Below are 12753 nucleotides of genomic sequence, written 5' to 3'. Positions count from 1 at the left end.
AAGGCGCCCCGTACAGGCACATGCTGTATCAGTCGAGCGGCTGCTACAGTCAGCGCAGCAACCGTCCCTCGGCGCGCGTGACCGCGTTGCCCGTTCCCCGCAGGACCACCACATCCCCCGCCCGCAATTCCGTCTCCGGCGTCGGCTCGATACGGTCGCTCCCGCGCCGCACGGCCGTGACTTCGGCGCCCACTTCGTCCAGCTCCAGCTCCGCGATGCAGCGCCCGACGGCGCCGGCGTCGTCGCGCAGGGTCACCGAATGCAGGCGCACGTAGTTGTGTTCCGTGCCGTCCGCGATGTCGCTGGCGCCATGGAAGAAGCCGCGCAGCGACGCGTAGCGCTCGTCGCGCGCGGCCTGCACGCGGTGCACGACGCGGCGCAGCGGCACGCCCATCACGACCAGCGCGTGCGAGGCCAGCATCAGGCTCGATTCCAGCGCTTCCGGCACGACCTCGGTGGCGCCGGCTTTTTTCAGCACGTCGAGTTCCGTGTCGTCGTGGGCGCGCACGATGACGGGCAGCTTCGGCGCCAGCTCGTGCACGAGGTGCAGCACCTTGACCGCGAGGCGGGTGTCCGCGAACGTGATCACGAGGGCGCTGGCGCGGTTGATGCCGGCCGCGATCAGCGCTTCGCGGCGCGTACAGTCGCCGTACGAGACGTTGATGCCGGCCGTGCGCGCTTCCTGCACCCGCTCGGGGTCGAGGTCGAGCGCGTACCACGGCAGCTTTTCTTCCGACAGCAGGGTGGCCAGCGACTGGCCGCTGCGGCCGAAGCCGGCGATGATCACGTGCTTCTGGGTGGCCATCGTGCGGCTCGCGATCTGCGTCAGCTGCAGCGATTGCAGCATCCATTCGTTGGTCGCCACCTTCATCACGAGCTTGTCCATGTTCGCGATGACGAACGGCGCGACCAGCATCGACAACACCATCGACGCGAGCACGAGCTGGATGATGAACGGGGCGATCAGGTGCGAACCCGATGCGAGGCTCAGCAGCACGAAGCCGAATTCGCCGGCCTGCGCGAGCGCGAGGCCCGTGCGCATGGCGACGCCGTCGGTGGAGCCGAACGCCTTGGCCAGCAGCGCGATCAGCGCGAATTTCAGCATCACGGGCACGGCCAGCAGGAGCAGGACGACCCACCAGTTCTCGAGCACGAGCTGCACGTTCAGCAGCATGCCGATGGTGATGAAGAAGAGGCCCAGCAGCACGTCGCGGAACGGCTTGATGTCCTCTTCCACTTGATGCTTGTAGGGCGTCTCGGAGATCAGCATGCCGGCCACGAACGCGCCCAGCGCCATCGACAGGCCCGCGTGTTCCGTGATCGCGGCCGCGCCCAGGGTCACGAGCAGCAGGTTCAGCATGAACAGTTCCTGTGAGCGGCGCTTGACGACGATGTTGAACCACTTGCGCATCAGCTTCTGGCCGAAGAACAGCAGCAGCGCCAGCACGGCGGCGGCCTTGATGCCGGCCCACGCGAGCGTCATCGCGAGTTCCTCGGCCGGTTTCGCCAGCGACGGGATCAGGATCAGCAGCGGCACGACGGCGAGGTCCTGGAACAGCAGGATGCCGATGATGCGGCGTCCATGTTCGCTTTCCAGTTCCAGCCGTTCCGTCAGGAGCTTCGAGACGATGGCCGTCGACGACATCGCCAGCGCCCCGCCCAGCGCCAGCGCGGCCTGCCAGCCGATCTGCATCGAGGGCGGCAGGTAGCGCGTCCACAGCGACACGAGCACCGTCACGACGATCGTCAGCACGACCTGCGCGAGCCCGAGCCCGAACACGATGCGGCGCATGGCGCGCAGCTGGGCCAGCGAGAATTCCAGCCCGATGGAGAACATGAGGAAGACGACGCCGAATTCGGCCAGGGCCTGCGTCGTAGTGCCGTTGTCGGCGAGGGCCAGCGCGTGGGGGCCGATCAGCACGCCGACGGCGAGATAGCCCAGCATCGGCGGCAGGTGCAGCATGCGGAACGCGACGACGCCGAGGACCGCGCTGCCCAGCAAAAGCAGAGTGAGTTCGAGGCCTGAGGTCATGTGGCGCGACGGCGAGGTCCCGTAAATATGTTGTTTGTTACGTCTGGCAAGTTTTTTGCTTTCCCAATTCGGATATACTTTGTCTATGAGTGTAACCGATGAAAAAATAATGCTGACAAGTTTTAACGAGGCCCAGGCCCAGCGGGCGCTGGAACTGGCCCGCGAGGCGCTGGATATCGAAGGCGAGGCGATCCGCAAGCTGTCCGCGCGCCTCGGCCGCGACGACAGCGTGCCGCGCGCCGTCGCGCTGATGATGGCGTGCAAAGGCCGCGTCGTCGTGTCGGGCATGGGCAAGTCGGGCCACATCGGCCGCAAGATCGCCGCGACGCTGGCCTCGACCGGCACCCCGGCACTGTTCCTGCACCCGGGCGAAGCCGCGCACGGCGACCTCGGCATGGTGACGGCGCAGGACGTGCTGATCGCCATCTCGTATTCCGGCGAAAGCAGCGAACTGGCCATCGTGATCCCGGCCGTCAAGCGCATGAACGTGCCCGTCATCGCCATCACGGGCAAGCCCGAATCGAGCCTGGCCCTGGCGGCGGACGTGCACCTGGACGTGGCCGTCGAGAAGGAAGCCTGCCCGCTGAACCTGGCGCCGACCGCCAGCACCACCGCGACCCTCGCGCTGGGCGATGCGCTGGCCGTCGCGCTGCTCGAACTGCGCGGCTTCAAATCGGACGATTTCGCACGCTCGCATCCGGGCGGCGCGCTCGGACGCCGCCTGCTCACGCACGTGCGCGACGTGATGCGCAGCGGCGACGCGGTGCCGAAGGTGAAACCGGACGCGCTCCTCACGGACGCGCTGCTGGAAATCTCGCACAAGGGCATGGGCATGACGGCCATCGTCGACGATGCCGGCCGCCCCGTCGGCGTGTTCACGGACGGCGACCTGCGCCGCCTGATCGAAAAAGCCCAGGATTTCAGCAAGCTCGTGATCCGCGACGTGATGCATCCGAATCCGCGCCGCGTGCATCCGGAACAGCTGGCGGTGGATGCCGTCGCCGTGATGGAAGAATTCCGCATCAACCAGATGCTCGTCACCGATGCGGACGGCGTGCTGGTGGGCGCACTGCACATCCACGACCTCACGCGCGCCAAGGTGATCTGATGGTGACTCCGCTGGCACACATGGAGCGCGCGGCGCGCGTGAAAGTCATGATCTTCGACGTCGACGGCGTCCTCACCGACGGCAGCCTGACCTATGGCCCGGACGGCGAAGTCACGAAGACGTTCTACGTGCTGGACGGCCTCGGCATCCAGCTGCTGAACCGCACCGGCGTACAGACGGCGATCATCAGCGCGCGCACGTCGCCCATCGTCATCAAGCGAGCTAGCGATCTCGGGATCACGCACGTGTTCCAGGGGCAGCACGACAAGCGCCTCGCGTTCGCCGAGCTGTTGAACAAGACCGGCGTGACGGCGGAGGAGTGCGGCTACATCGGCGACGACGTGATCGACCTGCCGCTGTTTACACGTGTGGGCTTTGCGGTGACGGTGCCGAGCGGGCATCCGGAAGTGCAGTACCGCGCCCATTATGTGACGAAGAACCCGGGCGGCCGCGGCGCCGTGCGCGAAGTCTGCGACATGGTGATGCGTGCCCAGGGCACCTACGAACAGGCGCTCGCGCCTTACTTCGGATAAGAGAAACCATGGCTCCCGCAAGCTACAAGCGTACCGCGCACCGCTGGCGCCTGCTGCTCCTGATGCTGTTCGCCGTGTTTTGCGCGTTCGGCAGCTTCTGGCTCGTGCAGGTGATGCAGGGCGATGAGAACGCGGCGGGCTTCAATGCCGGCAACGAGCCGGACTACATCGTCGACAACTTCAGCTGGGTGCGCATGTCGGAGGCCGGCAAGCCGCGCTACGTGATCTCGGGCGAACGCCTGACGCACCGCCCGGTCGACAATACGGCGCTCGTCGACAAGCCGGTCGTGCAGAGTCTCACCGACGAGCATCCGCCGATGACGATGACGTCCAACAGCGCGCTCGTGAGCCAGAACCAGAACCAGATCGACCTGACGGGCAACGTCGACATCCGGCGTCCGGCCGCCCCGGGTGCGGAGCCGATGCGGATCCGCACCGAGGTGTTGACGATCCTGCCGGACGACGAGATCGCGAAGACCGACAAGCCGGTCCACATGACGCTCGGCGCCGCATCGGTCGACGCGGTGGGCATGGTGGCCAACAACGCCACGCAGCAGATCGCGCTGGGTGGCCGCGGCAAGATGACCTATCCGCCACGCCAGTCGCGCGCAAGCCCTCAGGCAAGCCATTAGAGAGGACAATCGAATGAAAAAAATACTCGCCGCCGCCATCTTCCTGCTGGTGCCGCTGGCTGCCTCGGCCGAAAAGGCGGACGCGCTCAAGCCCGTCGACATTGCGTTCGACAACGCCAACGTCGACCAGGTGACGCAGAATTACGTCGCCACCGGCAACGTCATCATCACGCGCGGCACCATGATCCTGAAATCCGACCGCGCCGAGGTCAAGGTAGCGCCGGACGGTTGGCGCACCTTCATCCTCACGGCCAATCCCGGCAAGCTCGCGACCTTCCGCCAGAAGCGCGACGGCGGCCCCGACCTGTGGGGCGAAGGCCAGGCCCAGCGCATCGAATACGACGAGCGCAGCGACCTCGTGAAGCTGTTCTCGAAGGCCGTCATCCGCCAGCTCGAGGGCAAGAAGGTCACGCAGGAGATGGCCAGCGAATTCATTTCCTACGACAACCGCAACGAGAAGCTGCTTGGCCTGAACGACGCCAACGGCACGGACAAGCCGGGCAACGGCCGCGGCAGCATCACGCTGCAGCCGCGCCGCGCGACGGCGGCACCGGCCCCCGCTCCGGCAGGCAAGCAATGACGGAGGCGCGCACGATGGAAGCAGGGACGCAGGCGCCGCCGGCCGAATGCGGCGGCAGCACGCTCGTCGTCAAGGGGCTGCAGAAGAGCTATGGCAAGCGCCTCGTCGTCCGTGACGTGTCGCTGCAGGTCGCATGCGGCGAGGTCGTCGGCCTGCTGGGTCCGAACGGCGCGGGCAAGACGACGTCGTTCTACATGATCGTGGGCCTCGTGCCGTCGGACGCCGGCAGCATCGACATCAACGGCACCGACATCACGAGCCTGCCGATCCACCGGCGCGCGCTGCTGGGTCTGTCGTACCTGCCGCAGGAAGCGTCGGTGTTCCGCAAGCTGACGGTGGAAGAGAACATCCGCGCCGTGCTGGAATTGCAGCGCGAGAACGGCAAGCCGCTCACCAAGGCGCGCATCACCGAACGTCTCGACGAGCTGCTGGCCGAGCTGCAGATCGAGAAGCTGCGCGAGAGTCCGGCGCTGTCGCTGTCCGGTGGCGAACGCCGCCGTGTGGAGATCGCGCGCGCGCTCGCGACCAATCCGCGCTTCGTGCTGCTGGACGAACCGTTCGCCGGCGTGGATCCAATTGCCGTCATCGAGATCCAACGTATCGTGCGCTTCCTGAAGGAGCGCGGCATCGGCGTGCTGATCACGGACCACAATGTGCGCGAGACGCTGGGCATCTGCGACCGCGCCTACATCATCAACCAGGGGGCGGTGCTGGCATCCGGCCGACCCGACGACATCATCGCCAACGAATCGGTGCGCCGCGTCTACCTGGGCGAACACTTCCGAATGTAGTCATGAAACAGACGCTGCAACTCAAGACCTCACAGCACCTTGCACTGACGCCGCAACTGCAGCAGTCGATCCGCCTGCTGCAGCTGTCCACGCTCGAGCTCCACCAGGAAATCGAGCAGGTCCTGAGCGAGAATCCGCTGCTCGAACGGCTCGACGATCCGCTCGACCGCTCCGTGCGCCTGCTGGCGGACGGTGCCATAAATAACGCCACCATCGGCGCGCCGGCGTCATCGCAGGCGGGCGAGGCGCCCGCCGCCCAGGGCAACGGCGAAGAAGGCGGCAGTGCGCCCGCCGAGAGCGGCAATGGCGAAGGCGGTGACGCCGGCGGCGACAGCGGAGAAGGTGGCGGCGAAGGCGGCGAGGACTGGGGCGAATACGGCCGCAGCGGCAGCGGCGGCGGCGAGGAGGAGGACGGCCGCCCGCAGCTGGAGGCGAGCCCCGTCACCCTGCGCGAACATTTGATGGAACAGGTGCGCATGACGTGCTGCGCGGCGCGCGACTGCGCGCTCGTGGAGCTCGTCGTCGATGCGCTCGACGACAACGGCTATCTGGAAGAACCGCTGGAAGACATCCACGCGCGCCTGCCGGAAGAACTGGAAATCGAGTTCGAGGAATTGCGCACGGCGCTCGCTCTCGTGCAAAGCATGGACCCGCCCGGCGTGGGCGCGCGCAGCGCGGCCGAATGCCTGGCCCTGCAGATCCGCCGCATGCCCGGTGTGCCGATGGTCACGCGGCGCATGGCGCTCGTCATCGTCGAAAAATACCTGACGTGGTTCGCGCAGCGCGAATTCAACAAGCTGAAGAAGGCGCTCGATTGCGACGACGAAGACCTGCGCGAAGCCCAGGCCGTCATCCGCCAGTGCAATCCGCATCCGGGCGCGGCGTTCGCGTCGGACGTGTCGGACTTCGTGGTTCCCGACGTGATCGTGCGCCGCGCCAAGGATGGCTGGAGCGTGCAACTGAATCCGGAAGTGATGCCGCGCCTGCGCGTGAACAGCCTGTACGCCTCGCTGATGAAGCAGGGCAAATCGGAAACGCAGATGAACGCGCAGTTGCAGGAAGCCAAGTGGCTCATCAAGAACATGCGCCAGCGCTTCGACACGATCCTCCGTGTAGCTCAGGCAATTGTCGATCGCCAGCGCAACTTTTTTTCCCATGGCGCAGTCGCGATGCGGCCCCTTGTTTTACGTGAGATAGCTGATACACTAGGTCTACACGAGAGCACAATTTCTCGAGTCACAACTCAGAAATATATGCTGACCCCGCACGGCATGTTCGAGTTGAAGTATTTCTTCGGGAGTCACGTTGCCACCGAAGCGGGAGGCGAAGCATCGTCGACGGCAATACGGGCACTCATCGTTCAACTGACAGGAGCAGAAGACCCCAAGAACCCTTTATCCGACAGCAAGATCGCGGAGATGCTAGGGGAACAGGGAATGGTTATCGCGCGACGCACGGTTGCGAAGTACCGTGAGGCGCTGAAGATCCCACCCGTTAGTCTCCGCAAATCCCTGTAGCAAAGCTCTTGCAACACCACTGGCCCATTGCGCCGGATGCGCGCACTTGACGGCAGTGCATCTTCAAAGGAGTGTGTATGAATCTCACAATCAGCGGACATCATCTCGATGTAACTCCAGCCATCCGAGAATACGTACAGAACAAGCTCGAACGCATCACCCGTCATTTCGATCAAGTGATCGACTCCCACGTCATCCTCTGCATCGACAATCTCACCGAGAAAGAAAAACGCCAGAAAGCCGAGATCAACCTGCGCCTCGCGGGCAAGATCGTCCATGTCGCCAGTGCCGCGCACGACCTATACGCCGCGATCGACATGTTGATGGACCGCCTGGACCGCCAGGTCGTCAAATACAAGCAAATGCTCAAGGATCATGACAACGCGTGTATCAAGCGCATGTCCGAGGGTGGGGAGGAAGAGCCCGCCGCGGCGTGATGCCACGCGTGCAGTAGCACCAGAAACGAAGGGCGCATCGGCGCCCTTTTCGTTTTTATGGGCGCTACAATGTCGGTCTGATTATTTCAATAACAACGAGACATGACCGACTACGTTTTATCGCGGGTCGCCAACCGCACCGGCATCATCACCCTGGACCGCCCGAAGGCATTGAACTCGCTGTCGCTGGACATGGTCCGCGCGCTCACCGCCACGCTGCTCGCCTGGCGCATCGATGCCGGCATCGACGCCGTCGTCATCAAGAGCAGCAGCGACAAGGCCTTGTGCGCCGGCGGCGACATCCGCTTTTTCCACGAAGCGGGCAGGGCCACGCCGCAGACGGGCAGCCCGCTGCTGGAAGATTTTTTCACCGAGGAATACGCGCTCAATCACCTCATTCACTTTTATCCGAAGCCGTTCATCTCCCTGATGGACGGCGTCGTGATGGGCGGCGGCATGGGCATCGCGCAGGGCGGGCCGGACTGCGGCCTGCGCATCGTGACGGAGCGCTCGAAGATCGCCATGCCTGAAGTGAACATCGGCCTGTTCCCGGACGTGGGCGGCAGCCATTTTCTTTCGCATGCACCGGGCCGCCTGGGCCACTACCTCGGCGTGACGGGCGTGACCATCGGCGCGGCGGACGCGATCTACGTCGGTCTCGCCGACGTGTTCGTGCCAGGCGCGCAGCTGGATGCGCTGCGCGCGCTGATCGAGACGACGCCGGGCGCGGAGCTGCCCGCCGCGATCCGCGCGTTCGCCGCGCCGTTCTCTGCCGGCGCCAGCGAACTGGAAGCGCAGCGCGAGGCGATCGACCGCCACTTCGGCGCGGACTCCGTCGCGGCCGTGATGGCGTCGCTGGAGACGGATGCGGGCCCGTTCGCGCAAAAGGCGCTGGCCACGATGCGCCAGCGCTCGCCGCTGATGATGTCCGTGACGCGCGAGATGCTCGTGCGCGGTGGGAGTCTTGGCGTGGCGGACTGCCTGCGCATGGAGCGCTCGCTCGTGCGCCGCACGTTCGAACACGGCGAAGTGCTCGAAGGCGTGCGCGCGCTCGTGATCGACAAGGACAATGCGCCGCGGTGGAATCCGCCCACGCTCGATGCGGTCACGCCGGAGATGGTCGCCTGGTTCTTCGCGCCTGTCTGGCCCGATCACGCGCATCCACTGCGTGACCTGTAACTGAGTTGTGATCTCGCTGCGTTTCGAATCCGAGCTGGCCGCCGCGCCGGACACGGTGTGGCGCCGGGTCACGTCCGTCGAGGGCATCGCCGACGAGATGGCGCCGCTGCTGCGCATGACGTTCCCGCGCGGGATACGTGCGCTGCCTCTGGACGCCTTCGTGCCGGGACAGCGTCTGTGCCGCAGTTGGCTGCTGTTGCTGCGCGTGCTCCCCATCGACCGGAGCGACCTCACGCTCGTCGAACTGGAGCCGGGCCGGCGCTTCCTCGAACGCTCGCCGATGCTGTCGATGGCGTTCTGGCAGCACGAACGCATCGTCGCGCCGTCCGCGCGGGGCACCACCGTCGTCGACAACCTGATGTTCCGTCCGCGCCTGCTGCCGCGCGCGCTCGTGCGCGCGGGCGTGGCGCTGTTCTTCCGCCATCGCCACGCGCGGCTGCGCCGGCACTTCGGCAAAGGAGCCAAATGAAAACACCCACCGCCTGGAAGACACGCCTGGCCGGCTACCGCTGGACGCGCCAGGACATCGGTTGTTCGGAAGCGGACGTGTTCCGCCTCGACGCACCGGATCGCCCCGTGCTGTTCGCGAAATTCGAACCGGCCGGGTCGCTGGCCGAATTGCGCGACGAAGGGGAGAGGCTGCGCTGGCTGGCCGGCACCGGCATGCCGTGCGCGCCGGTGCTCGATGCCGCGTCGGAGGACGGGACGGACTGGCTGCTGCTGGGCGCCGTGCCGGGGCGCGACCTGCTGGCCGCCGGGCTGGCGCCGCGTGTGACTGTCGAACGGCTTGCGGGCGCGTTGCGCGCGCTGCATGCGCTCGATCCGGCTGCGTGTCCGTTCGACCACCGCGCGGCGCGGCGCATCGAACGCGCCCGGGCGCGGATGGAGGCAGGGCTGGTGGACGAGGACGATCTCGACGACGAACACCAGGGCTTGGCGCCCGCCGCGCTGTTCGCCCGCCTCGCCGCGCAGGCACCGCGCAGCGAAGACCTGGTCGTCACGCATGGCGACGCGTGCCTGCCGAACCTGATCGTCGACGATGCGGGTCGCACCGGCTGGATCGATTGCGGCCGCCTGGGCGTGGCGGACCGCTGGCAGGACCTGGCGCTGGCCACGCGCGACATCGCGGAGGAATTGGGAGAGGAGTGGGTCGAGCCGTTCCTGGCCGCGTACGGCGCGACGTTCGATGCTGCGAAGAGCAGCTTCTACCGGCTGCTCGACGAGTTCTTCTGATTTCGGCGGATCACGGCTGCTCGCGGTGGCGCACGACGACGCGTTCCGTTTCGCCGAAATACGCGCCGAGCCGCTCCGCCATGTACACGGAGCGGTGCTGGCCGCCCGTGCAGCCGACGGCCACGGTGAGATAGCTGCGGTTGTCCTTCTTGAACGACGGCAGCCACTTGGCGATGAACGCGCGGATGTCGGACAGCAGCTCGGCCGCCTGCGGCTGGGCGTCGAGGAAGGCGATCACGGGCGCGTCCTTGCCGTTCAGCGGACGCAAGGTGAGGTCGTAATACGGGTTCGGCACGGCGCGCACGTCGAACACGAAGTCGGCGTCGAGCGGCACGCCGCGCTTGAACGCGAACGATTCGAAATACAGGGTCAGCGGCGCGTAGGTGACCTCGGCCAGTTCCTTGACCCAGGCGCGCAGCTTGTTGGCCGACAGTTCCGACGTGTCGATCACGTGGCCCATCTTCTCGATCTGTCCGAGGCGGTCGCGTTCTTCCGAAATGCATTCGATCAGCGTGCGGCGCGACGCCGGGTTCTCGCCCGGACGCAGTTCGTGCGACAGCGGGTGGCTGCGGCGCGTCTCGGAAAAACGGGCGACGAGCGAGTGCGTGCTGGCGGTCAGGAAGATCACCTTCACCTGGTGGCCTTCTTCCCGCAGCGCGGCAACCGTCGTCGGCAGCTCGGCCAGCGATTCGGCGCTGCGCGCGTCGACGGCGACGGCGATGCGTCTGGTTTCGTCGCCCTCGATGCTGCCGACGAGGGCAGGCAGCAGGGCAGGGGGCAGGTTGTCGACGCAGTAGTAGCCAGCGTCTTCGAGGACGTTCAGGGCGACGGATTTACCGGAGCCCGAGATACCGGTGATGAGTAGGATGCGCATGCGGCGATGATAGCATTGGCAAGTCTTTGCCGCATCGCACAAGGCTTATGGATGAGGTATTTGCAACAGCCTCAGTCGCTGGACATGGCCTGCCGCTGCCTTTCCATGAACTCCTGCAGCGTATCGATCCCGCGCAGCTGCAGGATCGTATTGCGCACCGCAGCTTCCAGCAGCACCGCGATGTTGCGGCCGGCCGCGACGGGAATCACGACTTTGCGGATCGGCAGGCCCAGCACGTCCTCGGTGGGGAAGTGGAAGGGCAGGCGTTCGACTTCTTCGTCCAGCGCGCCGCGCTTGACGAGGTGGACGATCAGTTTCAAGCGCATCTTGCGGCGCACGGCCGTCTCGCCGAAGATCGCCTTGATGTCGAGGAGGCCCAGGCCGCGCACTTCAAGCAGGTTCTGCAGCAGCGGCGGGCAGCGGCCTTCGATCATGTTCGGGGCGATGCGCGAGAATTCCACGGCGTCGTCGGCCACGAGGCCGTGCGAGCGCGAGATCAGTTCCAGGCCCAGCTCGCTCTTGCCCAGGCCCGAGTCGCCCGTGATCAGGACACCGACACCCAGCACGTCCATGAACACGCCGTGCATGATGACGCGCTGCGCCAGCTTCTTCGACAGGTAGACGCGCAGGTAGTCGATGACCTGCGCGGCCGGCAGCGGCGTCGAGAACAGCGGGATGTTCTGCTCGTCGCAGATGGCGAGGATGTCCGGCGGGGTATCGAGGCCCTGCGCGATGAACAGCGCCGGCGGACCGCCCGCGATCAGTTCGCCGATCAGATGGCTGCGCGAGCCGGATTTCAGGCGCTGGTAGTAATTCAGTTCCTGGTGACCGAACACCTGCATGCGGCCCGGGTGGATCAGGTTCAGGTGGCCGACCTGGTCCGCGGCGGAGACGGCGTCGCCGGAAATCTGGCGTTCTCCGCCCGGGAATCCGGCGAACCAGCCCAGTTGCAGGCTGTCGCGGTTGTCGTCGTACAGCCGTTGGATGGTCAGCGGGGTCTGCAGCATGGTCGCTTTCGCAGGGTCAGCCGAGGGCCTGCAGGCTCGGTTGCCAGTTGATGATGCGTTCGTACACGGACTTTGGATCCGTGTCCGTGCTCAAGGCCGTGCGGATCGCCTCGTCCGAGAACAGTTCCGCGATCTCCGACAGGATTTCCAGGTGCTGTTGCGTGACGTGGTCCGGGATCAGCAGGAAAAAGAGCAGTTTCACGGGCTGGCCGTCCGGCGATTCGAACGGAATCGGCTCGGCCAGGCGCACGAACGCGGCCAGCGGCGATTTGAGGCTTTTGCTGCCCTTGATGCGACCGTGCGGCACGGCGACGCCGTGACCGAGACCCGTCGACCCGAGACGCTCGCGCGCGAACAGGTTGTCCGACACGGTGGAGCGGGCGATGCCGCAGTTGTTCTCGAAGATCAGGCCGGCCTGCTCGAAGGCGCGCTTTTTGCTCGACACTTCGATGTCCAGCTGCACGTTCTCGAGCGAGAGGATTTTGCTTAGATTAGTCATAACACGCTTCTATTGCGGTGCACCCTGGGGTGCTTGCGAGCGGGAATTATAGGCCTGTTTTATGGCCGTGTAATTCGATTTTGCACGCCGTCCGGTACCTGTGTGATCCCTGCCGCAAACCTTTGCGTAAAGACCTCGCACCCGACAAAGGGGCGTGCGCAATTTCCGCCACGAAATCCCGGGATTCACGCATGAAACGTCTTCCCGGGCCCTCTTTTACCGATTTTTCTAGCGCTAAGTTGCCGTTTCACACATCCGAGAATATCGTGAAGGATGTCGCCGGAAACGTACACTGTAGATGGGGACGAACGACCAAAAATCACCCATCCGC

Annotated in this window: 14 protein-coding genes; 10 read left to right on the top strand and 4 right to left on the bottom strand. The window is 65.5% G+C overall.

Annotated elements, in window-relative coordinates:
* Positions 1 to 49: 49 nt before the first annotated feature.
* Positions 50 to 2032: a monovalent cation:proton antiporter family protein gene (locus P0M04_RS06655; RefSeq protein ID WP_259448158.1), complete on the bottom strand. Its 1983-nt coding sequence runs from the start codon at positions 2030 to 2032 to the stop codon at positions 50 to 52.
* Positions 2033 to 2117: 85 nt separating this feature from the next.
* Between P0M04_RS06655 and P0M04_RS06650 the strand changes: the two genes are divergently transcribed.
* From P0M04_RS06650 to P0M04_RS06605, 10 genes are all read left to right on the top strand, one after another.
* On the top strand, positions 2118 to 3140 hold the full coding sequence (locus P0M04_RS06650; RefSeq protein WP_371877248.1) for a KpsF/GutQ family sugar-phosphate isomerase: 1023 nt from the start codon (positions 2118 to 2120) through the stop codon (positions 3138 to 3140).
* Complete coding sequence (locus tag P0M04_RS06645; RefSeq protein WP_259448156.1) at positions 3140 to 3673, top strand: KdsC family phosphatase; 534 nt, start codon at positions 3140 to 3142, stop codon at positions 3671 to 3673. Before P0M04_RS06650 ends, P0M04_RS06645 begins: the two co-directional genes overlap by 1 nt.
* 8 nt (positions 3674 to 3681) lie before the next feature.
* Positions 3682 to 4305, top strand: a complete 624-nt coding sequence (lptC, locus tag P0M04_RS06640; RefSeq protein WP_259448155.1) for an LPS export ABC transporter periplasmic protein LptC — start codon at positions 3682 to 3684, stop codon at positions 4303 to 4305.
* Between the two features lie 13 nt (positions 4306 to 4318).
* On the top strand, positions 4319 to 4885 hold the full coding sequence (lptA, locus tag P0M04_RS06635) for a lipopolysaccharide transport periplasmic protein LptA (protein ID WP_259448154.1): 567 nt from the start codon (positions 4319 to 4321) through the stop codon (positions 4883 to 4885).
* Positions 4882 to 5676, top strand: a complete 795-nt coding sequence (gene lptB, locus P0M04_RS06630; protein ID WP_371877247.1) for an LPS export ABC transporter ATP-binding protein — start codon at positions 4882 to 4884, stop codon at positions 5674 to 5676. Before lptA ends, lptB begins: the two co-directional genes overlap by 4 nt.
* Before the next feature lie 2 nt (positions 5677 to 5678).
* On the top strand, positions 5679 to 7193 hold the full coding sequence (locus tag P0M04_RS06625) for an RNA polymerase factor sigma-54 (RefSeq protein ID WP_259448153.1): 1515 nt from the start codon (positions 5679 to 5681) through the stop codon (positions 7191 to 7193).
* Positions 7194 to 7270: 77 nt separating this feature from the next.
* Positions 7271 to 7630 carry a ribosome hibernation-promoting factor, HPF/YfiA family gene (hpf, locus tag P0M04_RS06620; protein ID WP_036238902.1) on the top strand — a complete coding sequence of 120 codons (360 nt, stop codon included), beginning with the start codon at positions 7271 to 7273 and terminating at the stop codon, positions 7628 to 7630.
* Between the two features lie 102 nt (positions 7631 to 7732).
* Entirely contained in the window at positions 7733 to 8809 is a 1077-nt protein-coding gene (locus tag P0M04_RS06615) for an enoyl-CoA hydratase/isomerase family protein (RefSeq protein WP_259448152.1), read from the top strand.
* Between the two features lie 7 nt (positions 8810 to 8816).
* Positions 8817 to 9278 (top strand): Rv1443c family protein, encoded by a 462-nt coding sequence (locus tag P0M04_RS06610; protein ID WP_259448151.1) that lies wholly within the window; start codon positions 8817 to 8819, stop codon positions 9276 to 9278.
* Entirely contained in the window at positions 9275 to 10042 is a 768-nt protein-coding gene (locus P0M04_RS06605; RefSeq protein WP_259448150.1) for an APH(3')-II family aminoglycoside O-phosphotransferase, read from the top strand. Before P0M04_RS06610 ends, P0M04_RS06605 begins: the two co-directional genes overlap by 4 nt.
* A gap of 10 nt (positions 10043 to 10052) precedes the next feature.
* Here P0M04_RS06605 and rapZ read toward each other — a convergent pair whose 3' ends face one another.
* From rapZ to P0M04_RS06590, 3 genes are all read right to left on the bottom strand, one after another.
* Complete coding sequence (rapZ, locus tag P0M04_RS06600; RefSeq protein WP_259448149.1) at positions 10053 to 10916, bottom strand: RNase adapter RapZ; 864 nt, start codon at positions 10914 to 10916, stop codon at positions 10053 to 10055.
* A 71-nt stretch (positions 10917 to 10987) separates the two neighbouring features.
* Positions 10988 to 11923: an HPr(Ser) kinase/phosphatase gene (hprK, locus tag P0M04_RS06595; RefSeq protein WP_036238906.1), complete on the bottom strand. Its 936-nt coding sequence runs from the start codon at positions 11921 to 11923 to the stop codon at positions 10988 to 10990.
* A gap of 16 nt (positions 11924 to 11939) precedes the next feature.
* Positions 11940 to 12422, bottom strand: coding sequence for a PTS sugar transporter subunit IIA (locus P0M04_RS06590; protein ID WP_259448148.1), 483 nt, complete (start codon positions 12420 to 12422; stop codon positions 11940 to 11942).
* Positions 12423 to 12753: the final 331 nt, after the last annotated feature.

It is taken from the genome of Telluria mixta (assembly GCF_029223865.1).
Lineage (GTDB): Bacteria > Pseudomonadota > Gammaproteobacteria > Burkholderiales > Burkholderiaceae_D > Telluria > Telluria mixta.
This window is presented reverse-complemented; position numbering and strand designations above follow the sequence as displayed.